This window comes from Blautia sp. NSJ-175 (assembly GCF_022867815.1).
Lineage (GTDB): Bacteria > Bacillota > Clostridia > Lachnospirales > Lachnospiraceae > Blautia > Blautia celeris.
Window position 1 is genome coordinate 85082 of record NZ_JALIFQ010000006.1, and the last position, 23189, is coordinate 108270.

21 protein-coding genes are annotated in these 23189 nt (G+C 49.6%); 14 read left to right on the forward strand and 7 right to left on the reverse strand.

Annotated features, from left to right (window positions below):
* The first annotated feature begins 7 nt into the window (after nt 1-7).
* The 3 genes from MUB35_RS11250 to MUB35_RS11260 are packed head-to-tail and all read left to right on the forward strand — an operon-like array spanning nt 8 to nt 1876.
* Entirely contained in the window at nt 8-688 is a 681-nt protein-coding gene (locus MUB35_RS11250; RefSeq protein ID WP_033139739.1) for a response regulator transcription factor, read from the forward strand.
* Nucleotides 681-1580: a histidine kinase dimerization/phospho-acceptor domain-containing protein gene (locus MUB35_RS11255; RefSeq protein WP_244806210.1), complete on the forward strand. Its 900-nt coding sequence runs from the start codon at nt 681-683 to the stop codon at nt 1578-1580. The genes MUB35_RS11250 and MUB35_RS11255 overlap by 8 nt, the downstream gene beginning before the upstream one ends.
* The gene (locus MUB35_RS11260; RefSeq protein ID WP_244806303.1) at nt 1580-1876 is read left to right on the forward strand and encodes a sensor histidine kinase; all 297 of its coding nucleotides are present in this window, start codon (nt 1580-1582) and stop codon (nt 1874-1876) included. The genes MUB35_RS11255 and MUB35_RS11260 overlap by 1 nt, the downstream gene beginning before the upstream one ends.
* Here MUB35_RS11260 and MUB35_RS11265 read toward each other — a convergent pair.
* From MUB35_RS11265 to MUB35_RS11285, 5 genes are read right to left on the reverse strand one after another with little or no spacing between them, the layout of a single operon-like run.
* Nucleotides 1873-4542: an ABC transporter permease gene (locus tag MUB35_RS11265; RefSeq protein ID WP_244806211.1), complete on the reverse strand. Its 2670-nt coding sequence runs from the start codon at nt 4540-4542 to the stop codon at nt 1873-1875. The two genes, MUB35_RS11260 and MUB35_RS11265, sit on opposite strands and share 4 nt — an antisense overlap.
* Nucleotides 4539-5222, reverse strand: a complete 684-nt coding sequence (locus MUB35_RS11270) for an ABC transporter ATP-binding protein (RefSeq protein ID WP_033139736.1) — start codon at nt 5220-5222, stop codon at nt 4539-4541. Before MUB35_RS11270 ends, MUB35_RS11265 begins: the two co-directional genes overlap by 4 nt.
* Nucleotides 5223-5271: 49 nt before the next feature.
* Entirely contained in the window at nt 5272-6123 is an 852-nt protein-coding gene (nudC, locus tag MUB35_RS11275) for an NAD(+) diphosphatase (protein ID WP_244806212.1), read from the reverse strand.
* Nucleotides 6120-7055, reverse strand: coding sequence for an acyltransferase domain-containing protein (locus tag MUB35_RS11280; protein WP_244806213.1), 936 nt, complete (start codon nt 7053-7055; stop codon nt 6120-6122). The genes nudC and MUB35_RS11280 overlap by 4 nt, the downstream gene beginning before the upstream one ends.
* A 39-nt stretch (nt 7056-7094) precedes the next feature.
* Nucleotides 7095-7598: a DUF5721 family protein gene (locus tag MUB35_RS11285; RefSeq protein ID WP_148393451.1), complete on the reverse strand. Its 504-nt coding sequence runs from the start codon at nt 7596-7598 to the stop codon at nt 7095-7097.
* A 155-nt stretch (nt 7599-7753) separates the two neighbouring features.
* On the opposite strand from MUB35_RS11285, the gene MUB35_RS11290 reads away from it, so the two are divergent.
* The 6 genes from MUB35_RS11290 (at nt 7754) to MUB35_RS11315 (ending at nt 14222) form a co-directional block, all read left to right on the forward strand.
* The gene (locus MUB35_RS11290; protein ID WP_033139732.1) at nt 7754-8593 is read left to right on the forward strand and encodes a DegV family protein; all 840 of its coding nucleotides are present in this window, start codon (nt 7754-7756) and stop codon (nt 8591-8593) included.
* Nucleotides 8594-8770: 177 nt separating this feature from the next.
* Nucleotides 8771-10204, forward strand: coding sequence for an MATE family efflux transporter (locus MUB35_RS11295; protein ID WP_225305338.1), 1434 nt, complete (start codon nt 8771-8773; stop codon nt 10202-10204).
* Between the two features lie 60 nt (nt 10205-10264).
* The gene (locus MUB35_RS11300; RefSeq protein ID WP_033139731.1) at nt 10265-10552 is read left to right on the forward strand and encodes a GNAT family N-acetyltransferase; all 288 of its coding nucleotides are present in this window, start codon (nt 10265-10267) and stop codon (nt 10550-10552) included.
* Between the two features lie 27 nt (nt 10553-10579).
* On the forward strand, nt 10580-13051 hold the full coding sequence (locus tag MUB35_RS11305) for a beta-mannosidase (protein ID WP_244806214.1): 2472 nt from the start codon (nt 10580-10582) through the stop codon (nt 13049-13051).
* A gap of 14 nt (nt 13052-13065) precedes the next feature.
* Nucleotides 13066-13575 (forward strand): NUDIX hydrolase, encoded by a 510-nt coding sequence (locus MUB35_RS11310; protein WP_054353370.1) that lies wholly within the window; start codon nt 13066-13068, stop codon nt 13573-13575.
* Between the two features lie 23 nt (nt 13576-13598).
* A complete protein-coding gene (locus tag MUB35_RS11315) occupies nt 13599-14222 on the forward strand; it encodes a YdcF family protein (protein WP_244806215.1) in 624 nt (207 codons plus the stop codon).
* Between the two features lie 65 nt (nt 14223-14287).
* Here the strand turns inward: MUB35_RS11315 and MUB35_RS11320 are convergent, their stop codons facing one another.
* Entirely contained in the window at nt 14288-15010 is a 723-nt protein-coding gene (locus tag MUB35_RS11320) for a YesL family protein (RefSeq protein WP_033139727.1), read from the reverse strand.
* 67 nt (nt 15011-15077) lie between these two features.
* Nucleotides 15078-16358, reverse strand: coding sequence for an HlyC/CorC family transporter (locus MUB35_RS11325; RefSeq protein WP_033139726.1), 1281 nt, complete (start codon nt 16356-16358; stop codon nt 15078-15080).
* A gap of 278 nt (nt 16359-16636) precedes the next feature.
* Between MUB35_RS11325 and MUB35_RS11330 the strand changes: the two genes are divergently transcribed.
* From MUB35_RS11330 to secD, 5 genes are all read left to right on the forward strand, one after another.
* The gene (locus tag MUB35_RS11330; RefSeq protein WP_244806216.1) at nt 16637-18610 is read left to right on the forward strand and encodes a hypothetical protein; all 1974 of its coding nucleotides are present in this window, start codon (nt 16637-16639) and stop codon (nt 18608-18610) included.
* Between the two features lie 58 nt (nt 18611-18668).
* Nucleotides 18669-19043 carry a TIGR04086 family membrane protein gene (locus tag MUB35_RS11335; RefSeq protein ID WP_033139724.1) on the forward strand — a complete coding sequence of 125 codons (375 nt, stop codon included), beginning with the start codon at nt 18669-18671 and terminating at the stop codon, nt 19041-19043.
* Nucleotides 19044-19181: 138 nt separating this feature from the next.
* On the forward strand, nt 19182-19322 hold the full coding sequence (scfA, locus tag MUB35_RS11340; protein ID WP_015541285.1) for a six-cysteine ranthipeptide SCIFF: 141 nt from the start codon (nt 19182-19184) through the stop codon (nt 19320-19322).
* Between the two features lie 167 nt (nt 19323-19489).
* A complete protein-coding gene (scfB, locus tag MUB35_RS11345) occupies nt 19490-20848 on the forward strand; it encodes a thioether cross-link-forming SCIFF peptide maturase (protein ID WP_033139723.1) in 1359 nt (452 codons plus the stop codon).
* Between the two features lie 49 nt (nt 20849-20897).
* A complete protein-coding gene (secD, locus tag MUB35_RS11350) occupies nt 20898-23132 on the forward strand; it encodes a protein translocase subunit SecD (RefSeq protein WP_244806217.1) in 2235 nt (744 codons plus the stop codon).
* The last annotated feature ends 57 nt before the right edge of the window (nt 23133-23189 follow it).

Genomic DNA, 23189 nt, shown 5'->3' on the forward strand with positions numbered 1-23189 from the left:
AAAAACCATGCCCCATATATTACTGCTTGAGGATGATGAGACCATTGCCTTCGGAATCCGGTGCGCAATGGAGAAGGAGGGAAGCACCACGGTCTGGTGCAGGACATTAAAGGAGGCAGAAGCCCGTCTGGACGGAAGAGTGGAGTTAGTGCTTCTGGACCTGAACCTGCCGGATGGCAGCGGATTTGCTTTCTGCAGTCAGGTTAAGGCCTTTGATGAAACCCTTCCTGTGATCTTCCTGACTGTGCGCGATGACGAGAAGGATATTGTGAAAGGGCTGGATATGGGAGCGGATGACTATATTGTGAAGCCGTTTCTGCTGTCTGTTCTCTTATCCAGAGTTCGGGCTGTCTTAAGAAGGAGCACCAGGGCAGCGGAGAAGGGAAAACTTACCTGTGGTGACATTTCCATGGATACGGAGAAGATGAAAGCTTATCTGGGGACAGAGGAAGTGGTTCTCACAGCCGGTGAGCTGCGCCTGCTGCGTGTGCTTATGGAAAATAAAAACCAGGCGATAACCAGGAACCGTCTGCTGGAACTTCTGTGGGATGCGGATGGAAATTTTGTCAATGACAATACCCTTACGGTCACCATGAAACGCCTTCGGGAGAAAATGAATAACCCAAAACAGATTCAGACCCTTCGGGGGATTGGCTATCGGATGGAGGAGACAGGGGAGAATGGATAGAAGAGAAAAAAAGAGAACCGTACCGGCAGTGCTGGCCGCGGCAGTCTGCCTGGGACTGCTTCTTGGAACGGTCTTCGCGGCGGTTTCCTCCGGTATGCAGAGAAAGACTGTGGAACAGATTATGTCCTGCACTATAAAGGAGGAGCCGGAGCTTGCCGGCAAAGTGACGGCTATATTAAAGGAAAGCAGTACCGCCTCCGTATCCCGGGAGGGCAGGGAGTGGCTGGACAGATACGGATACACGGCTGCTTATTACAGAAGAGGTCTGCTTTCGGTGTATCTGGGGATTTCCTGTCTGTGCTTTCTGGGGATCTTCGCAGTCTGGTTATGCTGGTATAAAAGGTCGGAGAAGGGGAAAGGGCAGCGTATTGAGGAGCTCACCGCATATCTGGAGGATGTAAACCAGGGCCGTGAGACCGTGTTGTCCCGCAGGGAAGATGAATTTTCCATACTGGAGGATGAGATATATAAGACTGTCCGGGAACTTCGCAGGACCAAGGAAGAGGCCTGTCAGGAGCGGCAGAACCTGGCGGATAATCTGGCGGATATTGCCCACCAGTTAAAGACACCCATTACCTCCATGTCCCTGATGGTACAGCTTCTGCAGCAGGAAGGGGAGATACAGGGGCAAAGGTGTATCTGGACCGGCTGGAGGATCAGATTTTTCGGATGGAGTATCTGGTTGCCAGCCTTCTCACCCTGTCCAGACTGGATGCGGGAACACTGGAACTGGAGCAGGAAAACCTGGATGCTGCGTCCGTCATCATTGAAGCCTGTGAGCCGCTGGAGCCGCAGATCAGAGCGCGGGAACAGACGCTCAGCATTCCACAGCAGATACAGGCCTGTTTTAAGGGGGACAGACACTGGACAGCCGAAGCTCTGTCCAATCTGATTAAGAACTGCAGTGAGCACGCAGAAGAGGGCGGGAGCATCACAATAAAATACCACCAGAACCCCCTCTATACGGAGATTCTGGTGGCAGATAACGGTCCGGGATTTGATGAGGAGGATATCCCCCATCTTTTCCAGCGGTTCTACCGGGGGAAAAACGCCGGCAGGGACAGCATCGGCATTGGCCTTGCGCTGTCAAAATCCCTGATCGAGCGCCAGAACGGGACTTTGCGGGCGGACAACGGGCAGGACGGAGGTGCCTGTTTTACTGTGCGGTTCTATACGGATTCCCGTTAGAACGTCTCATCCTTCAGCGCGTCGATGATATTTTCCTTCAGTAATTTTCTGCTGCCCAGAGCGTATGTGCCCAGCATGACAGCCAGCAGCAGGACCGTGTAAGCAAGAATCTTTAAAAACGGCGCGTGCGCCAGATAGATGCTGACAGGAAGCCCGGATACGTTCAGGAAGAAGGCTACAAAGAGCACCTGCACGGGAAGGCTTACAAGAATCGGTGTCAGACCGAAAAGCAAAGCCTCCAGTGACAGGATACGGGACAGGGCCCGCGGGGAAAGCCCTACGGAGCGCAGGGTGGAAAGCTCCCTTCTGCGGCTTTTTAAGGTCCCGGATACCGTTGCCCACACATTGGACAGGCCAATGACAGCCATCAGGCCGGAAATGAAGAAGATAACAGCACTGTACATCTTATTGGCATCCCGGTCAAGTTTCTCTTCCTCCAGAATGTCGGAGATATAATAGTCACCGGAACCATAATACTTGTCACTGAACGCTTCCATATTCTTACGGATTCCCTCAATATGCTTTCTGCTGTCAGCGTAGAAAAGGCCAATGGCGTGATAGGAACCAAGCCGCCGTTTTTCCCTGCAGTTTTCAGCCAGGGCATCCATGGAGCTCATGGGCACAAACTGGATCAGGGTATATCCCGGAAATTCTACGCCGGGAAGGGGCGTTTTGTCTGTAATATGTCCGGCTTTTATACGGAAAGTGGATTCGCCCTCCTCCTCATCCAGGATCTTATCGGATAAGGTCAGGGTATCTCCCTCCTGAAGTTTCAGAAAATCTATGTCCTTTGTGTGGGAGGGCTTTCCGTTTATCTTGTCAGCAGTCCGGTTGTACACAATAGCACGTGGGTCCGCAGTGTCAAAATAAGGTGCCGGGTCAATGCCAAGCAGAGAGCAGTATGCACGGAAAGACGCATCATCCAGTCCCATAATGTAACTTTGGATCCGGTACTGCCCGCCTCTTTTGATGGGATAATATTTTCCTGCATCTGTTACAGCTTCCATGCCTCCTGCGCGCTTCAGTTCCTCGGACTCCATGTCTGCGGTCATCCACAGGGCGGATTTTAAGGAAGAATAAAAGACAGCGTCTTTTACATGGGGAAGCTTTTTTAAGTCATAGAGTATCTCCTGTTCCGGAGCCTGCCCGTTATCCAGGTAATATTCAATATGGGCTTTTGAAGCCTCATCCTTTTGGACGGCTGCGTCCGTTTGGGCGCTCCTTAAGGCATTCAGATGCCAGAAGCAGGCCAGCAGAAGAAAAGACAGAGTCAGGGAAATCGTGGCTGTCCGGTAGGATCTCTTCCGGGCGGAAAGTGCACTGGATGCCATCTCCCCCTCAATACCGAAGAACCGGGACAGAAGATGCCTGGAACGTGTCTTTTTTATATTTCCCATACCACCCTGCCGTATGGCTTCTATAGGCGTGAGGCGTGCGATCCGTTTGGCGGGTATTCCGGCTGAAAACCAGACCGTCAGGAAGGTGAGGAGCACAGCGGGCAGTATGCTCAAAAGCCCGTAGGAGAAAATCACCTTCATCCCCTCCTGGCGTGCGGAGTTGTTAATGGAGTTAATATACCGGATCAGCCGGCTGTCCAGAAACCATCCGGTAGCAAGGCCGGCCGGCAGAGGCAGAAGCATGAGGAGCAGGCCCTCCCAGATGACGGACCGCCGAATCTGACGGGGCGAGGCGCCGATGCTTGCCAGAACGCCCAACTGGGTGATCCGGGAATTGGCGGACAGGGAAAAGGCGTTGTGTATGATGAGGATAAAAAGGCCCACAACCAGTGCTGCCAGAAACAGATACATCAGGGGATAGGCCAGCATCTGCATGGCACTGTCAAAGCTAAGCTGTCCTTTGGGAAACACAAAGTGCTGTGACAGATAGTCGGCATTGTATTTCAGGTTATAATTTCCGTATTCATCTGTTTCCCATCCGATCAGTTCCGCTATCTTGGGAAGGTCCCTGTAGGTGTCGTGTATGGAATGAAAGCGCAGATAGACCGTGACGGACTCCTCCGGTTTTATCTCTTCCTCCTCCATATAACCCATAGCATAATACATAGGGACCGTGGACGCTGTTGTGACATCCAGTATGCCCACGATCGTAAAGGTGCGTTCCCCTTTTTGGGAAAAACTCTCCCCGCTGCGAAGCGGTTCTGTGGCTTCCAGAACCGTACCGTCCTTTACCCGATCCCCGATGGGAAGCGTTATTCTATCCCCGACTTTGAGCTGGGGATTGTTCTCAAAATACTGTTTTGAGATGACAATCTCATCGGACGCTCTGGGAATGCGGCCTTCGGTCAGCTCATTTTTATCAGACATATGCTCCCAGTATGGGGCATTGGCGCAGCGGAAGGACAGATATTCTCTTCTGGGGTCCTTGATCTTCGCCGTGATAAATTCGCCTTTTATCAACAGGGATTCCACCGTGGAGTAATCCCTGATCAGAGGCAGATCCCGGCCGAAAGTCTCCCCGAACAGTTCCCCGTGCCAGTCACCGGATTTGTACACGGTGAGGGTGATGGTGTCCTTCCACATGGTCTCCAAAAAGCCGCAGAGGGAGGCCAGGAAGGTGCTGGTCAGATAAAGGGCAATCATAATGGCACAGCTTGTGCGCTTGTTCTGACGGATAAAATCCAGGGTATATTCTCTCAGAATCTTCATGATGGGTTCACCTGGTCTTTGATTACCCTGCCGTCCTCCATGGTCAGGATTCGGTCAGCCTCCAGTGCCAGCTTTTCATCGTGTGTGATCAGAAGAACGGTCTGTCCGAACCTGCGGTGTGACAGCTTCAGAAGATCCATGGTCTCCCGGGAATTTTTCCGGTCTAAGTTGCCGGTGGGTTCATCTGCCAGCAAAATGGCAGGGCGGCAGATCAGGCTTCTGGCAATGGCAGCCCGCTGCTGCTGTCCCCCGGAGAGTTCCCCGGGAAGGTGTTCCAGCCGGTCGGTAAGACCCAGAGTCGTGACGATCTGGTCAAATCTTTCCCGGTCAGGCCTGCGTCCGTCCAGAAGAACAGGCAGAAGTATATTTTTCCGGATGGTGAGAGTGGGAATCAGATTATAAAACTGATAGATCAGACCGACTTTCCGGCGCCTGAAGGCGGCGAGTGCCTCCTCATTCAGGGTGGAAATGTCTGTGTCCTCAATACGGATCTCGCCTTTTGTAGGGCGGTCCACGCCTCCCAGAAGATGCAGAAGCGTGGATTTTCCGGAACCGGAAGCGCCTACAATGGCTACGAATTCTCCGCTTTCCACGGAGAGAGTGACATGATCCAGGGCAGTGACCGCGTTTGGCCCTGCGCCGTAAATTTTCGTAAGATTTTTACAAGACAGTATTTCCATAGTTGTGTATCCTCCTTATGGAAACACAGTATAGCAGGGGAAAATGACATTACAGTGACAATTTGTCATCAAGTCCGTTTTTAAACAGCGTCATCATCTCCCTGGTGAGACTGATTTCATATGCGTCATCAGGTATCTGGGAACGCTCGTGCCATTCTGCCAGGGCCAGCTCCTCCTCGTCCAGCCGGATGGTGTCGTCACCGTCTAGATCACAGAAGAAGCCGAAGAGCAGAGTATCACTGAAAGACCATGGCTGGCTTTTGTAAAAGCGGATATTTTTGACCTTTAAACCTACCTCCTCCATGACTTCTCGTCTCACCGTGTCTTCTATAGGCTCTCCGATCTCCGCAAATCCGGCAATAAGGGCATAGTTGGTAAATTCACGTCCCGCGTATTTGGAGAGCAGCAGCTTATCCCCGTTTCTCACGGCAACAATGACCGCGGGGGAGAGCTTTGGATACTCCATAGTTTGGCAGTGGGGGCAGTACATCATACGTTCTTTTTTATCCGGCTTCATCTTACGGCCGCAGGATCCGCAGAAGCGGCGCCCTTTATACCATTTGTAGAGCTGGTGTCCGGTAATACCTGCAAAGATAAGATGACGGGGGCTTAAGGTGCGCAGGCTGTCGGTCCTTTCAAAGGCATAGTCCGGCATCTCCTCAAAGGGGAGCCGGGATATAAGGTAATATGCAGTCTCATCTATGGTGAAAAGATATGTCCACATGTCTCTGACAGCCGGATATACGGCTTCCGCCTCTGCATAAGTGGGGAATGCAATTTCTCCGTCTGTGACATTCATGAATATCCGATCTTTATCGTAACAGAGTAGCACACTGTCCTTTTGAGGATGGTGGGGCAGATATTCGTTGTGGTAAATATGCGGTGCAATATCCTGTATCATAATTCTTCTCCTGTCACTCTTTTATCATATATAAAAACGCCGAATCCCATTCCGGCCATGTGTCCTTCCATTAACCAGGAGCGGTAAGCTCTCTGGAGTCCTGTGTTACCAGGAAGCTTGTCAGCCGGTTTTTCGTAGTCCTCATAAAAGATTCTCCACAGATCCCCGTTGTTATACTCCTCTCTGAAAATGTCATAATCCTGCATAAATCCCAGAATATTGGAAGTTTTCGGAAGGAACAGCCTATGTTCCGGAAAGAGCATCCAGGATTCGCACAGGAACACAATGGGCCTGTCCTTGAAGGAATCACGGAAGAAGTCTGCGGCCATGGCGTAGGACTTCATGTATTCTTCCCTTTTTAAGGGGCCGCAGGACGGGATGTGCACGTTGATGACAAGGTCACCGGGATGCAGGGATACGCCGTCTTTTTCGTAGGTTTCCCGAAAGGGCACCAGCTCATACTGGAAACGCCCAAGCGCAAAACGTCTGACCTCAAACCACCAGATCTGCCACTGCGCTACGCTGGTGCCCCATATGCCGAACATTTTTCTGCATTCCAGAAGCTTCCAGTGCAGGTCCATCATGGAGGCACGGAAGATTTCCGGCGCAATGCCGCGTTCTTCGTAGATTTTCCTGGTTTTGCGTGACAGGATAATATAGAAGAGCATGTGGAGGGTATATGTGTGGATGCCGCAGCGCGGGGAGACATCCTTTAATTCCTCCAGGATTTTTTCGTAGTCCATATGGATGTTTTCACTGTATGTCCGGTCAGCAGCAGTGAGTATATGGAGAACTTCCCGATTTTTAAAAACCTGATCCAGGGACTGCGCAAGAGAGGCGGCAGCTTCCCGGGGGTAATCCATCTCGCGGGCAAACAGGGTCAAATTTTCCATCCATTCCTGTTTGAAGTCATTTTTTTCATAATTTTGCATACTTTTCCTTCTTTCACATAAACTATTATCAATATAAAATCAGACAAGCAGCACAGGAATCTGCTGCTGCCTGAAAAATTTGGTCACCATTTCATCCCACACCCGGTCCAGGGACTTGTCCATGGTAAAGGTTCTCAGGGATGTACCTGTTGTGCAGGTCACATGACTGCCGTCGTACTGCAGGTTCAGATACAGGCCGAAGACATCTGCCGGTGTCTGGGAAAGTCCGCTTCCCACAAGCAGTTTTTCCACATTCTGCCGGGAGAGCTGAAATACAATTTTAAAGTGCAGCGGGGTATGTTTTCCTTTCATGATGGAGAAGCAGAAGGGTTTTATTTCCTTCCACGTTGAGAAGGTGCGCTCTGTCCGGGCGAGCATTTCCGCCTGTTCTGAATCAAAGAACTCCTTGTGGAGGGAACCGTCAATATGGTAAGTGACAAAGGTGGTCACATTGGCCTCACACAGCCAGAAGGCATCGAAGTCGGTTCCGATAAGCAGACGGGACATAAAGTCTTTTACATCCTGTACCTGTAAAGCTATCATGATATTATTTCCTCTTCCTGTCATTAGTCTAATGAATAGTATATACGAAAAACGGGAAAAATCAAAGTACTTTCATGAAAAAAGCCCTTTTCAACAGCATGGTTTTGTGTTATCATAAAACATAGTATTAAAAACTACATATAAGAGGTTGCAAGATGAGATATAAAATAGTAATAGACAGCTGCGGAGAATTAATAGAACGTTGGAAAGAAGACCCGGCCATTGAACGGGCATCCCTGACCCTTACTGTCGACGAAGAAGATATTGTGGATGATGAGAGCTTTGATCAGGCATATTTCTTAAAAAGAGTGGCAGAATCACCGAACTGTCCCAAATCCTCATGTCCCTCCCCGGAGAGATATATGGAAGCCTATGACTGTGAGGCAGACCATGTGTATGCAGTGACGCTTTCCTCAGAACTGAGCGGCTCCTATAACAGTGCCGTACTCGGCAGAAATCTGCTTTTGGAGAGCAGTCCTGAGAAAAAGATCCATGTATTCAATTCCCGCTCAGCTTCTGTGGGCGAGACCCTGATCGCTCTGAAGATTGAAGAGTGTGAGAGTAAAAATATGGAATTTGAGGATATTGTCCGGGAGGTAGAGGCTTATATTGAGAGCCAGAACACCTATTTTGTGCTGGAGAGCCTTGAAACTCTGCGAAAGAACGGACGATTAAGTAATCTGAAGGCATTTGTGGCCACGGCCCTGAAGATCAAGCCTGTCATGGGAGCGACCCCGGAGGGCACGATCATACAGCTTGACCAGGCCAGAGGCATTAACAAGGCCCTTATGAAAATGGTGGATTATATTGTGGAGCGCTCAGAGAACAGTGCGGACAGAATACTGGGCATCTCACACTGCAACTGCCGGGAGCGGGCGGAGATCGTGAAGGACGCCATTGTAAAACGGATTCCGGTAAAGGATGTAGTTCTTTTAGATACCGCAGGCGTCAGCAGTATGTATGCCAATGACGGCGGAATCATTGTGGTGATTTAACCCCAAGGGGATAGGCGGAAACGGAAGGAGATGAGCCGTTTCCGCCTTTCTATTTGCTCTTTTTGCCGCAGCACCTGCGGACAGCGGAAAAAAACACCCGGTCAAAGAAAAATACATTTTGACCGGGCTGTCTTTTTATAGTAGGATAAGTATATATCATATTCAGCGGAGCTGAATATGTATGAGAAAAATGTGACAGAAGAAGGTAAACGTATTATGGGAGGACAACTGAAGAAATTATTCGCCCCTGTGGATATGACAGAGGGCAGACCGTGGGAGAAGATCGTGGCTTTTACTGTGCCGCTTGTTATCGGCAATATCGCGCAGCAGCTCTACAACACGGTGGACAGTATTATTGTGGGACGGTATGTGGGAGACAATGCCCTGGCAGCGGTGGGCAGTGCCGGACCGATCTTAAACCTGCTGCTTGTTTTATTTATCGGTATTTCCGTGGGAAGCAGTGTTATGGTTTCCCAGTATTTCGGGGCAAAGGAGAGGGAGGAACTCTCCGGCACCATAGGAAGCTGTATCACCCTGACCGCCATTGCCTCAGTCATTATCATGGCGCTGGCACCCTTTGTGATCATGCCTATGCTGGAGCTTCTGCATACGCCGGATACGATCATTGACTGGTGTAATTCCTATCTGAGAATTTTGTTTATCGGCATTGCAGGTGTGGCTTACTACAATATTCTGAGCGGAATCCTCAGGGGTCTGGGAGATTCCGTATCGGCCCTTATATATCTGCTTGTGGCGACGGTGCTGAATATTATCCTGGATCTGTGGTTTGTAGCCGGCCTGGGCCTGGGCGTGCCGGGGGTTGCCCTTGCCACAGCCATTGCGCAGGCAGTATCGGCAGTCCTCTGCATGTGGAAACTGACCCGCATGAAGGATGTCTTTGATTTCAGACTCCACTATCTGAAGATGAAAAAGAACCATGCCGTGAATATTATCCGTCTGGGACTTCCCTCCGGGCTTACCCAGGCTATTTTCTCCATGGCCATGGTCATTGTGCAGTCCCTTACCAACAGCTTCGGGGAAATGCTCATAGCAGCCAATGTGATCGTTATGCGTGTGGACGGCTTTGCCATGATGCCGAACTTTTCCTTCGGCACCACCATGACCACTTATGCGGGTCAGAATGTGGGGGCAAACAGCTACGACCGGGTGGAACAGGGAGCCAGACAGGGCACCATGATCGCGGCAGGCACATCCGCTGTGATCACGGTCCTCATCCTGCTGTTCGGCAGGAATCTGATGGGTATCTTTACCGGCACCTCTGAGCTTGTGGATCTGAGTATGCGCATGATGTGCATACTGGCAGTGGGATACATAGCCATGGCTGTGACCCAGAGTCTTTCCGGAGTCATGAGGGGAGCAGGTGATACCATGACGCCTATGTGGATCTCCATCATTACCACAGTCCTGATTCGTGTGCCTCTGGCTTACGGGATATCCTGGGCCACCAGAACACCGGAACTTCCAAACGGCCGCAGTGAGTGTATCTTTATCTCTCTCTTGGTATCCTGGGTACTGGGTGCCATTGTCACCTGGTTTTTCTACAGGAGAGGAAAGTGGAAAACAAAAGCGCTTGCAGCAGCAGAAAAGTAGGAATATAAAAGCCGGTTATGCCGGCTTTTATGAAATAAAAAAGTGAAGAGGAGAATGATTATGGAATTTACGAAGGAAAAATCAAAAATCGCCTATTACAATGAAGAGGGGAAAATGCTGGCAGAAGTCACATTTCCCGCTGTAAACAAAAACACGGTGAATATCAACCATACCTTTGTAGATGAATCTCTGCGCGGACAGGGGATTGCGGGAAAGCTTATGCAGGCAGCGGCACAGTATCTGGATGAGAGCGGAAAAAAAGTGCTTCCCACATGTTCTTATGCTGTGGGCTGGTTTGCAAAACATCCGGAATATAGTCATCTTCTGCTTGACGGCAGTGAAGAATAAGAAGTCTGAAAAGGGGAAAGCAGCAAAATGATAAAACAGAATCTTCATGAAAACTGGGAAATGCATACCGCGGGGTGGGACGACTGGCAGCCGGCACAGGTACCCGGAACCGTATACACGGATCTTTTGAGAAACGGCAATATGGAGGATCCATTTTGGAAGGACAATGAGAATAAAGCTCTGGCACTGATGGAAAACGACTATGAATATGAGACCATATTCGCCTGTGGGACGGACCTTCTCTCCTGTGACAGCGTTTTGCTGCGCTTTGAGGGGCTGGATACCATTGCGGACATCTATGTGAATCATGAATATATAGGCAGAACAGACAATATGCACCGGACCTGGGAATTTTCCGTGCGGCATCTTCTCCATGAAAAGAGAAACTCCCTGCGGATACTTTTCCACTCACCGCTTGCGTACATCAGGGAAAAATTCGCGGAGGCGCCCACAAGAGGGTCTGAGGACGCCATGGACGGTTTTGTGCACATTCGGAAAGCGCACTGTATGTTCGGCTGGGACTGGGGTGCTCACTTGCCGGATGCAGGTATCTTCCGCCCGGTATCCCTTCTGGGGATACAGAAAGCCTGCCTTGACAGTGTGTATCTGCGCCAGGAGCACCGGGCAGGATATGTCAGACTGAAGCCTCAGGTGCATGTAAGAATCGTGAAGGACCGGGTGGCAGGAGACCCCGTGGAACTCCACGGACAGGATTCCTGCTGTTCCTACCGGATCACCATAGAGGACCCCGATAAGTCAAAACGTGTCTTTGACGGCTCCCCGGAGGAGATCGTTATTGAAGATCCCAGACTCTGGTGGCCCAACGGCCTTGGGGAACAGCCCTTGTATACCGTCAAGACAGAGCTTATGTGCGGGGATACGGCAGTGGATGAAAAGATACAGCGCATCGGTCTTCGCACCATGACCATGCATGTGGAGAAGGACGCATATGGGGAGAGCTTTGCCCATGAGGTTAACGGGGTACAGGTATTTGCCATGGGCGCTGACTATATCCCCGAGGACCACCTGCTGGGCAGGACTACCCCGGCAAAGACCAGAAAACTGCTTAAGGACTGCAGGGCAGCCAATTTCAACGCCGTTCGTGTGTGGGGCGGCGGGTATTATCCCGAGGACTGGTTCTACGATATCTGCGATGAACTGGGTCTTATGGTATGGCAGGACTTTATGTTCGCCTGTGCGGTCTATGATCTGACGCCTGCCTTTGAGGAGAATATGAGAAAAGAGCTGGCTGACAACATAAAACGTATCCGCCATCACGCTTCCTTAGGTCTGTGGTGCGGCAACAATGAGATGGAGATGTTTGTAAAGGAGGGCAACTGGGTATCAAAGCACTCTGAGGTGAGGGATTATCTGCTCATGTATGAGAGAGTGATCCCGGAGGTGCTGAGGGAGTATGACCCTGTGACCTTTTACTGGCCGGCAAGCCCTTCCTCAGGCGGTTCCTTTGACGAACCAAATGACCCGAACAGAGGTGATGTGCATTACTGGGATGTGTGGCACGGAAACAAGCCTTTCTCGGATTACAGAAATTATTTCTTCCGCTATGCGTCAGAATTCGGATTCCAGTCTTTCCCCTGTCTGAGCACGGTCAAGACATTTACGGATGATCCGGATGACTTTAATATTTTTTCCTATGTGATGGAAAAGCACCAGAGAAATGCAGGTGCCAACGGAAAGATCATGAATTACATGCAGCAGACATTCCGCTATCCCTCCTCTTTTGAAACCGTGCTCTATGCTTCACAGCTTCTCCAGGCGGAGGCCATCCGCTACGGCGTGGAACATTTCAGGAGAAACAGGGGAAGATGCATGGGAGCCATCTACTGGCAGCTAAATGACTGCTGGCCTGTGGCTTCCTGGTCCTCCATTGACTACACCGGACGGTGGAAGGCGCTGCATTATTACGCAAAACGTTTCTTCGCGCCCATTATGGTGTCCTGCCAGGAGGAGGGCTGGCTGACACAGAAGCCGGATATGAACCGGGAGCATTTTGAGTTTGAAAAGTCCATCCGTTTGAATGTGACCAATGAGACCAGAAAAGAACAGCAGGTCCTGGTCAGATGGGCGGTGCGGAACCAGAAGGCAGAGATTTTTTCCTCCCATGAGGAACTTGTCTGCGTTCCGGCTATGTCCAGTGTCTGGCTGGATAAAGTGGAATTCCCGCATATCCAGATTTTTGACAGGTATGTAAGTTATGAGATCCTGCAGAACGGGGAAATCCTGTCCGAGGGGACCGTCATCTTTTCTCTTCCCAAGTATTTTGCCTATGCAGACCCCGGGCTTTCCTGCAGAGTGGAAGGGGATGAGATCGTCGTTCGGGCACAGGCTTATGCAAAGAGCGTGGAGATACAAAATAAAGCGGAAGACCTGCTTCTGTCAGATAATTACTTTGACATGAACGCAGGGGAGAAGCGTGTCAGGATCCTGAGCGGAGAACCAAAAGGCCTGCGCTTGAGAAGTGTATATGATATTCGGTAAATGGAGGACAAAGGATGGAGCTCTGGGATATATGCGACAGCAAAGGGATTCCAACAGGGAGAGTCATGGAAAAGGGAAAAGACCTGGGTGATGGTGAATATCACGTGGCGGTGGAGGCCTGGATCATGAACACAAAGGGAGAATTTCTGATCCAGAAGAGAAGCAGCAGATGTGTCCACTATCCCAATGTCTGGTCCCTGACTGCCGGCAGGATACAGGCCGGCGAGGACGCCAAAGAAGGGTGTATCAGAGAAGTGCAGGAGGAGATAGGGCTTGCCCTGGAGAGGGAAGAACTGATTCATCTGGCACATATTAACCGGGAAGACGGAAGTCATATGATCTGGGAGGTTTTCCTTGTCCGCCGGGATATCCCTGTCTCAAAGCTTATCCTGGACCCGGAGGAAGTGGCAGAAGTCAGGTGGGTGACCGGGGAGGAGCTGGAGCGCATGATACGGACAGAGGAGATTTTTACCTACCCGGAGATTCTGGACTTCCTTCACCTGATCACCGAAAAGTACCTGTAAGAAACGAAGAGAGGACAGGAATCATGTGGAACAAAAGATTTTTAGACCAGATGATAGAATTTATTTTTGTGGAACAGGAGCCAAAGCCGGCGGATATTATCTTTGTCCCCGGCAGCGGATTTCCCCAGATCGCGGAGAAGGCGGCCAGTCTATACAGAGAAGGATTTTCTGAGCTTGTGCTGCCGTCTGGAAAATACAGTATACTGCGCGGCAGATTCGGAGGTGTTCAGGCAAAGGAAGAGGAATACAGGGGAACGTACAGGACAGAGTGGGAATTTTTAAAGGCTGTCCTTGTAAAGCATGGTGTGAAGGAATGCCACATATGGAGGGAGGAAAAGGCTACCTACACATATGAGAACGCCATCCGTTCCAGGGAGGTGACAGACGCGGCAGGACTGCAGGTGAAGCGGGGAATCATCTGCTGTAAACCGGCACATGCCAGGCGGGCGCTTCTGTATTACCAGCTTCTGTATCCGGAAGCGGAACTTCTGGTCTGCCCTGCAGATGATTGTGAGATCACCAGGGATAATTGGTATCTGAGTGAAAAAGGCTGTGATACCGTTCTCGGTGAGATCGCCCGCTGTGGGGAGCAGTTCCATGAGATCATGAAAGATATGAGAGAAAACCAAAAGAAGCCGGACGCGTAATGCGTAACGGCTTCTTTTGGTTTAAAACGTGCCGGAAAGTTCATTCCGGCACGCTTTGGAGGATTTTATTTCTTTTCTTCTATCTCTTCTATAACATCCTGTTTGTCAGGAGTTATTTCTTCCGGTACGGTATAATCGTCAGGATTTCCCTGCTCTTCCTCCTCCTGAGGCTCATACTTTGCAAAGACCTTGCGGAATATGTAGGAGTTGCAGAAGGCGATAAAGGAAAGTCCGATCAGGAACCAGAACAGGCTTCCGTAAACCAGTGTGGTGGAGTTGAACATGGTGATGAACACGATTCCCACCGGAATACAGACAACCAAAACCGTATGGGGCAGGTTCAGAATACTGATCAGCAGCGCGTTCTTGAGCGTGTTTTTTACGTTGTTCTCAAATCTTGCCACATAGGGGAAAACGTAGGTCATCAGCAGCAGGTAGAAAGTTATCACAACGCCTACCAGGATGCGGAATATGTTCTTCATATTGTCAGGCAGAAACTGTGTTGCCTTGTAATCTGCGAAGATCAGCAGGCCAAGTACCGCCAGAAGCAGCCAGATAATCGTGGATATTTTGAAGTTCTCCTTGAAAGCCTTTAAGAAGCCTTTGAAGATATAAGATTCTTCCCCCCTTACCATTTTCAGGGTAACAGAGTACAGCGCAGTGACAGATGCTCCTATGGTTACAATAGGAATGCAGCATATCAGGCACATAAAATTTAAGATCATCAGGTCACATACGCGGGACAGAAACCGCATAACCGGGCTGTCCATGTTAAAAAAACCGCTCATAATTCTTTGTTGTCCTTTCCATTTGTTGTTCTTATGGCAGATGTCCGGGATTTCCTCCCGCTGCCGGTCATTCTTCTTCGGGCTGTTCCTGTATCTCAGGCAGGAAAATGTGTACAGCCTCGATTCTGTTTTTTTCTACCTTGTCCACAACCAGGCGCACATGGTCCGGGGTTGTGATACTTTCCCCGGGCTCCGGGAAGCGGTCAAGCTGTTCGATGATATACCCGCCGATGGAATCATAGTCCTCAGATTCGATCTGCACGGGAAGCACTTCATTTAAATCATCCAGTCTCGCGGCTCCAAGTGCCACGTATTCCCTTCCGGGAATGATCTCCGTTAAGTCATCCTCCTCGGTGTCATCGTATTCATCGTGGATATCCCCCACAATCTCCTCCAACAGGTCCTCCAGGGTGATGATTCCGGCAGTGGCGCCGTACTCGTCCAGAACGACAGCGAAAGAAACGCTCTCTTCCTTCATTTCCACCAGCAGTTCAGAGGTCTTCTTGTACTCAAAAGTAAAGTAAGGCTCCCGCATGATCTCTTTTAAAGAGAAATTATCCCTGGACCCCATAAGCAGCAGGTCTTTGACATTGACGATGCCTACCACATTGTCTGTGGTATCTTCGTAGACCGGGAACCGTGTATGCTTTTCCTCCCGGAACATGGAGATCAGGTCATCATAGGAACTTCCGATATCCGCAAAAGCCACATCAATGCGGGGAACCATAACATCCTTGGCCTGGGAATCCCCAAAGTCAAACACATTATATATCATCTGGCGTTCCTCGCTCTCAATGACGCCCTCCTCGTGGCTGACATTGACGATGGTACGCAGCTCGTGCTCTGTGATCCGGTTGCCCTTTCCGCTTTGATCCACGCGCAGCAGAGACAGCACGCCGTCGGAAAGCTTATTTACAATATAGATGACCGGTGTGAGAAGCACCATCAGTCCGTGGATGGGGCCGGCGTAGGAAAGTGCAAGCCGTTCCGCGTTGAGGGTTGCCATGGTCTTCGGCGTGATCTCACCGAAGATCAGGATCAGCAGTGTTAGTACACCGGTGCATATACCCACTGCGGCATTGCCGAACATGCGGATAGCCATGGATGTGGCAAGGGAAGAAGCCCCGATATTGACCAGGTTGTTGCCGATCAGAATCGTGCTGAGCATCTTTCCAGAATTGCCTGTTACCTTCAGAAGGGTTTTTGCCTTCTTATTTCCCTGTTCGGCCAGGGTCTGGATACGAATTTTGTTTGCGGTTGTCATAGAAGTTTCTGCGGATGAAAAGAATGCCGAGAGGCATATAAGTACAATCAAGACGAGAAACTGTATGGCGTCACTGGAATCCAATTAAATTTCAACTCCTTTGTAATATAAAATTATATTAAGAAATGATACATGATTTTGGGAAGGATTGCAAGTATCGCAGAAAAAATAAAAAAATTGAATTTTAGGGGTGTCGAAACAAACAGAAATATGCTATAATGTCTCCGATAGAGGCATGATGATTATGCCTAAAGAAAGAGTACCGAAATTGTCTAATTTGCACAATGTGCAGAAATACAATTTTTACATATAAAAGATACATAGCAGACTACGACGAGATAGATTGATAAAAGGGGCAGATTATGAAGAAAAATTACAGCGGAAATAACAGCAGATCATATAAGAACAGAATCCTGAAGACAACTCTCGGCATTACACTGGCAGCCATGCTGGTGGTACAGGGAGCGGGCACCGGCATGCACATGGGATTATCCCAGGTGGCAGCAGCGGAGCAGACGGACAATGCGGCAAAGCTAAAAACTGTCTATGTAAGCGGCAGCGGTAAGAAGAGCGGGGACGGCACCTCCAAGGATACGGCGGTTTCCAGCTTTGAGAAAGCCAAATCCCTGGCAGCCGACAGCGCGACCATCCTGGTATGCGGAACCATCACCATTTCCGGTGAGACAAAGCTCACCATGCCCTCCGGGATCACAGTCAAGCGTGCGGACGGTTTCAGCGGACCGATCATAAAGGTGGAGGGAAGCGGTAAGCTTACCTTGTCTTACGGTTGGCTGAGCGCCTCCGATGTGGATACCAAGAGCGCCAATCTGGGCGCCGATGCCTTTGTAGTGGGTGAAAAGGCAAAAGAGGAGAACAAAGAAAATCAGGAACAAAAAAAAGAGGATAACACCTCAGAGGATAACAGCGCAGATAAAGATGCGGTAAAAGAGGATACAAAAGAAGAGTCTAAAGAAGAGGCAAAAGAGGAACAAAAGGAAGAACCCAAGGAAGAACCCAAGGAGGAGGCACCGGTTAAAAAGCAGGAAGCACCTGCGGTGACGGTACCGGACAGCATGACCATGAAGGAGCCGGCCACACTGGAGTCCATGTTCATGGGAGACGGTTTCAACGGTGACGGTACCTTCCGTTTCGCGGAGCCTGAGAAAGTGCCGGATACCTATGAGAGCACCCATCAGATCATCTTTACGCCCAATGACACGGAGACATATGACTATTCCGGAGTCCCGGGCTGGAGCGCGGAGGGGCAGCAGGTGGTTCGAAGTGTGACCGTATATGTGGAGTCTCTGAAAGCGCCGGAGTCTTCTGCGGAAGAAAAAGAGGAGCCGAAGAAGGAAGAGGCCGAAACAGAGGAACCCAAGCAGGATACGGACAGCGGCAAGACTGACCAGGCTGAGAAGCCTGCAGATGACAAGGATACGGATGCCGATAAGAAAGACACAGACAAGACGGAAAAGCCCGTAGAAGATAAAAAGGATGCAAAGGACAAGAAAGAGGACGCATCCAAGAAGGAAGAGACCAAAAAAGAAGAGTCAGCCAAAAAGGATGACGCATCCCAAAAAGAAGAATCCTCCAAAAAGGAAAACACAGATAAAAAAGAGAATATATCATCGAAAAAGGAGTCTTCCGAAAAGGCAGAAAAAGAACCGGTGGGCAGCCTTTGGGACAAGGCCACAGATGTGAAAGTATCCGGTGATTTTATTCCCTCTTATGTAGAAGTCAGGGTATCCCTGAATACAGATGTGGACAGTCTGCCGGCAGCGGATATTGAGCAGATTCTCCAGGCATATGAGATTGAACTCTGGGATCTGAAAGCAGATAAAGAGTACAAGATTCCGGATGGCAAAAAGGTGACGGTATCCATTCCGGTGCCAAAGGACGCAGATCTCTACAAAAAGCTGGTGATCGGACATTATATGGAAGAGACCGGCAGTTATGAATATTTCACACTGGGAAGCAATATGAATGTTTCAGGCGGATACCTGGTATTTGAAACCGGCTCCCTGAGTCCTTTCAATGTAGGCGGCAGCCAGCTTGTGGGAATCGGAACACAGAGCCCCAACCATAAGCCTACAGTACCGTCAGCCGGCACAACAGGGAACGGCGGCAGTTCTTCCATCAACAAGAACGGCGGAAACAATGGTTCCTCCACAGTGAAAAAGCCAACCAACACCTCCATTAAGAAAAACAACGGAGCAGTGGTGGTAAACCCCAGAACAGGCGATGAGTCACCGATTCTTACCTATGTGCTGGTGGCAGCTGCGGCAGTCATTGTTGTGGTGGTCCTTTTAGTCTTGGGTAAAAGAAAAAAGAAATGATTACATAGTAATACATCAGAATGCCCTCCCATATATATACATATGGGAGGGTTTCTTTATGGAGCAGACAGTTGCAAAACAATCAAAACCTCTACTGATGATGAAGGCGCTGCTGGCAGCTTACCTGGCAACCGGCCTTATGCTGCTTCTTCTGGCGCTTCTTCTGTACAAGATGGGACTGGGAGAAAACCAGGTGAACCTGGGTATCCTGATTATTTACATAGTGTCCTGTTTTCTGGGAGGCTTCTATCTTGGAAAAAAAGTAGGAAACCAGAGATACCTGTGGGGAATGGCGCTGGGGATTGGCTATGCAGTGCTTCTGACCGCAGTCACATTTTTGACGGAGCATCAGATATCCGCTGATTTTAAGGAGATGGCAGTCACCTATTTTCTCTGTTTTCTGGGAGGCGCCCTGGGCGGTATGTTGTCGTGAGAGTTCCGCTTGCAGGAACCGGGATAGGTTCACTTGAATTACGAAAGAAATACTTGCCTTGCCGGTTATAGATATGCTATAATAGCCACAAGCGTGCAGACGCATAGAATTACATTTAAGCACAGGGAGGAATATGTCATGGAACATATCAAAACATTAAATACAAAAAACTTACAGAATACAGTAAAAAAAGGCGGTTGCGGTGAGTGCCAGACATCCTGCCAGTCAGCCTGTAAAACATCCTGCACAGTAGGAAATCAGAGCTGCGAGAATAAATAACAGGAACTGCGCTTCACGAACTTCCTGTTATCAAGAATAATTTGCTGTCATAGGAAGACATCAGAAGCAGCGGTATAAAAGCCGCTGCTTATTCATTGTACGGCATACTAAGAGAAGAAAGGTTAACTGTTCAGCTGACTGAATAGTTACAGGAAAGGAAAAATACTGTGATTCATCGTTATAAAAATAATGGATACAACATTGTACTCGATGTAAACAGCGGTTCCGTGCATGTGGTGGATGAGATTGTCTACGACATGGTCGGTCTGCTGGATGAGGGAAAAAGTGAGGAGGAGATACTCACTGCCCTGAAAGACAGGTATCAGGAGGAAGATATTAAAACTGCTCTTGAGGAATGCGCGGTGCTCAAAAAAGAGCAGATGCTGTTTACAGAGGATGTGTACGAAAAAGCAATCGACAGTTTTAAGGACAGGCCCACAGTGGTGAAGGCTCTCTGCCTGCATATTGCCCACGACTGCAACCTGGCCTGCCGTTACTGTTTTGCGGAGGAAGGGGAGTATCATGGACGCAGGGCCATGATGTCCTATGAAGTGGGAAAACAGGCGCTGGATTTTCTGATCGCCAATTCCGGCAACAGGAAGAACCTGGAGGTGGATTTCTTCGGCGGGGAGCCGCTTATGAACTGGAAGGTGGTCAAAGACCTTGTGGCCTACGGCCGTTCCCAGGAAAAAATCCACAACAAGCATTTTCGCTTTACACTCACAACAAACGGCGTCCTGCTCAATGATGAGATTATGGAATTTGCCAACAAAGAGATGGACAACGTAGTGCTCAGTATTGACGGCCGCAGGGAAGTCCATGATTTTATGCGTCCCTTCCGAAAAGGAGCGGGCAGCTATGACCTGGTGGTACCGAAATTCCAGAAATTTGCCGACAGCAGAGGGCAGAAGAAATATTATGCCAGAGGTACCTTTACCCGTCATAACCTGGATTTTTCCAAAGATGTGCTCCATCTGGCGGACCTGGGATTTGAACAGATTTCCGTGGAGCCTGTGGTGGCGGATGAAAAAGAAGAATATGCGCTTCAGTGGGAGGATGTCCCGAAAATCTGTGAGGAGTATGACAAGCTGGCAAAAGAGATCATCAAGAGGGAAAAAGAGGGAAGAGGCTTTAACTTTTTCCACTTTATGATAGACCTGACGGGAGGTCCCTGTGTGTATAAGCGGCTTTCCGGCTGCGGTTCCGGAACCGAATATCTGGCTGTGACACCATGGGGTGACCTGTATCCCTGCCATCAGTTTGTCGGTGAGGAAAAATTCCTCATGGGCAATGTGTGGGACGGTGTACAGAAGCCGGAGATCCGCGATGCGTTCAAAGAGTGTAATGTATATGCAAAGGAAAAATGCCGGGAGTGCTTCGCCAGATTTTACTGCAGCGGCGGATGTGCGGCAAATTCCTATAATTTCCACGGCTCCATCAATGATGTCTATGACCTTGGCTGTGAACTGCAGCGCAAGCGAGTGGAATGTGCCATTATGATAAAAGCTGCTTTGGCGGAACAATAGCATACATCATGACACACATAAAGACTAAAAGTAAAGAAGGGAAAGAACAATGAAGAAAAGCAGAGGTATTCTCGTACTTGTGCTGACGGTTCTGATTACCGGTTTCCTGGTATTCACCTCCGCAGTCGGACTGGGTCCCACCGGAACAGGTGCCGCAAAACACATTAAGACCGGCCTTGATCTGGCAGGCGGTGTCAGCATTACATACGAGGCGTCAAAGAAGAACCCCACAGACGATGAGATGGCGGACACTATCTACAAATTACAAAAACGAGTGGAGCAGTACAGCTCCGAGGCCCAGGTTTACAAAGAGGGTACAAACAGGATCAACGTAGAAATCCCGGGTGTTACGGATGCCAACCAGATTCTGGAAGAGCTGGGAAAACCGGGATCCCTGTATTTTATTGCACACAAGGGTTCTGACGGTTCTGAGAACTACACCTTTAACGGCACAGAGTATGTTCTGAACAAGACTATTGAGGAACTGCAGGAGGATGGTTCCATTGTCCTGACAGGTACAGAGGTTAAGACAGCAAAGGCTGCTATCATTGAAAACGATTTAAAGAACAAAGAAAATGTGGTGGATCTGACTCTGACAGAGGAGGGAACCACAAAATTCGCGGAGGCGACAAAAGCTGCCTTTGAGGACAGCCATGACAGCATTGGTATCTACTATGACGGCAAATTCGTCAGTGTACCCAATGTAAACGCGGAGATCAAAGACGGCAATGCCCAGATTTCCGGTATGAAGGATTCTGCTGAGGCTGAGAACCTGGCTTCCACCATCCGTATCGGTGGTCTGAAGCTGGAGCTGAGCGAGCTTCGTTCCAACGTGGTTGCCGCACAGTTAGGTGAGGAAGCCATTGCCAGCAGTGTGAAGGCTGCAGGAATCGGACTTGCACTTGTTATCCTGTTCATGATCTTCGTATACAGGATTCCCGGTCTTGTATCCGGCATTGCGCTGATTATCTATACATGTCTGGATCTCATATGCCTGAACGCATTTGACCTGACACTGACTCTGCCGGGTATTGCAGGTATTATCCTGTCCATCGGTATGGCGGTGGATGCAAACGTCATCATATACGCCCGTATCCAGGAGGAGATCGCCCTTGGAAGAAACGTGCGGACTGCCATCCAGAACGGATTTCAGAAAGCGTTCTCTGCGATCTTTGACGGCAATATCACTACGCTGATCGCGGCGTTTGTGCTGAACTGGCTTGGCTCCGGTACAGTAAAAGGTTTTGCACAGACACTGGCACTTGGTATTGTTCTGTCCATGTTCACCGCGCTGGTAGTTTCCCGCTTCATTGCCTATGCCATGTTCGCTGTGGGAATCCGCGACGAAAAGTTCTACGGCAGAAAAAAAGAGAGACAGCCGGTCCGCTTTTTACAGAAGAGAAAAATCTTCTTTGCGGTCTCCATCATTCTGGTTCTCTGCGCGCCCATTGCCATGGGTGTGTTCAAAACCAGCACAGGGGATGCGCTGAAATACAGCCTGGAGTTCAAAGGCGGTACATCCACCAATGTGACATTTCATGACAATATGGACATCAAAGAGATTGACGCAAAGGTAGTTCCCATTGTGGAAGAGGTTACCGGTGACAACAATGTGCAGGCCACAAAGGTGGTGGGCACCAACCAGGTTATCATCAAGACCATCACACTGGATGTTAAGACAAGAGAAGCTCTTAATAAGGCCCTGGTGGACGAGTTTGATGTGGAAGAAGATCTGATCGCAACCGAGAGCATTTCCTCCACTGTCAGCAATGAGATGCGTGCGGACGCGGTGAAGGCAGTGGTGATCGCCACGATCCTGATGTTGCTGTACATTTGGCTGCGTTTCAAGGATATCCGGTTCGCCAGCAGTGCAGTTGTAGCTCTGCTTCACGATGTGCTGGTAGTTCTGGCCTTCTATGCAGTGGCCAGAGTGTCTGTGGGCAATACCTTTATCGCATGTATGCTGACCATTGTAGGTTACTCCATCAATGCCACGATCGTTATCTTTGACCGTATCCGTGAGAACATGGCAGTGTCCAGAAAGAAAGCGGATCTGGAAGAGCTGGTCAACAACAGTATCACACAGACTCTGACAAGAAGTATCTATACTTCACTGACAACCTTTATCATGGTGTTCCTGCTGTTCGTGCTGGGCGTTTCCTCTGTAAGAGAGTTTGCCCTGCCGCTGATGGTTGGTATTGTGTGCGGCGGATATTCCTCCGTGTGCATCACAGGCGCTCTGTGGTATGTCATGAAGACAAAAATCAAAAAGAAAATGGCTTAAAATGGGGAAGGGGTGCTGCAGCAGCAGCGCTCCTTTCTTTTAAAATAGAAGAAGACG

Excerpts from the sequence above, each read along its gene's own strand:
- MUB35_RS11250 (WP_033139739.1), top strand. The coding sequence starts at position 8 with ATGCCCCATATATTACTGCTTGAGGATGATGAGACCATTGCCTTCGGA.
- MUB35_RS11255 (WP_244806210.1), top strand. The coding sequence starts at position 681 with ATGGATAGAAGAGAAAAAAAGAGAACCGTACCGGCAGTGCTGGCCGCG.
- MUB35_RS11265 (WP_244806211.1), bottom strand. The coding sequence starts at position 4,542 with ATGAAGATTCTGAGAGAATATACCCTGGATTTTATCCGTCAGAACAAG.
- MUB35_RS11270 (WP_033139736.1), bottom strand. The coding sequence starts at position 5,222 with ATGGAAATACTGTCTTGTAAAAATCTTACGAAAATTTACGGCGCAGGG.
- nudC (WP_244806212.1), bottom strand. The coding sequence starts at position 6,123 with ATGATACAGGATATTGCACCGCATATTTACCACAACGAATATCTGCCC.
- MUB35_RS11280 (WP_244806213.1), bottom strand. The coding sequence starts at position 7,055 with ATGCAAAATTATGAAAAAAATGACTTCAAACAGGAATGGATGGAAAAT.
- MUB35_RS11285 (WP_148393451.1), bottom strand. The coding sequence starts at position 7,598 with ATGATAGCTTTACAGGTACAGGATGTAAAAGACTTTATGTCCCGTCTG.
- MUB35_RS11290 (WP_033139732.1), top strand. The coding sequence starts at position 7,754 with ATGAGATATAAAATAGTAATAGACAGCTGCGGAGAATTAATAGAACGT.
- MUB35_RS11295 (WP_225305338.1), top strand. The coding sequence starts at position 8,771 with ATGTATGAGAAAAATGTGACAGAAGAAGGTAAACGTATTATGGGAGGA.
- MUB35_RS11300 (WP_033139731.1), top strand. The coding sequence starts at position 10,265 with ATGGAATTTACGAAGGAAAAATCAAAAATCGCCTATTACAATGAAGAG.
- MUB35_RS11305 (WP_244806214.1), top strand. The coding sequence starts at position 10,580 with ATGATAAAACAGAATCTTCATGAAAACTGGGAAATGCATACCGCGGGG.
- MUB35_RS11310 (WP_054353370.1), top strand. The coding sequence starts at position 13,066 with ATGGAGCTCTGGGATATATGCGACAGCAAAGGGATTCCAACAGGGAGA.
- MUB35_RS11315 (WP_244806215.1), top strand. The coding sequence starts at position 13,599 with ATGTGGAACAAAAGATTTTTAGACCAGATGATAGAATTTATTTTTGTG.
- MUB35_RS11320 (WP_033139727.1), bottom strand. The coding sequence starts at position 15,010 with ATGAGCGGTTTTTTTAACATGGACAGCCCGGTTATGCGGTTTCTGTCC.
- MUB35_RS11330 (WP_244806216.1), top strand. The coding sequence starts at position 16,637 with ATGAAGAAAAATTACAGCGGAAATAACAGCAGATCATATAAGAACAGA.
- MUB35_RS11335 (WP_033139724.1), top strand. The coding sequence starts at position 18,669 with ATGGAGCAGACAGTTGCAAAACAATCAAAACCTCTACTGATGATGAAG.
- scfA (WP_015541285.1), top strand. The coding sequence starts at position 19,182 with ATGGAACATATCAAAACATTAAATACAAAAAACTTACAGAATACAGTA.
- secD (WP_244806217.1), top strand. The coding sequence starts at position 20,898 with ATGAAGAAAAGCAGAGGTATTCTCGTACTTGTGCTGACGGTTCTGATT.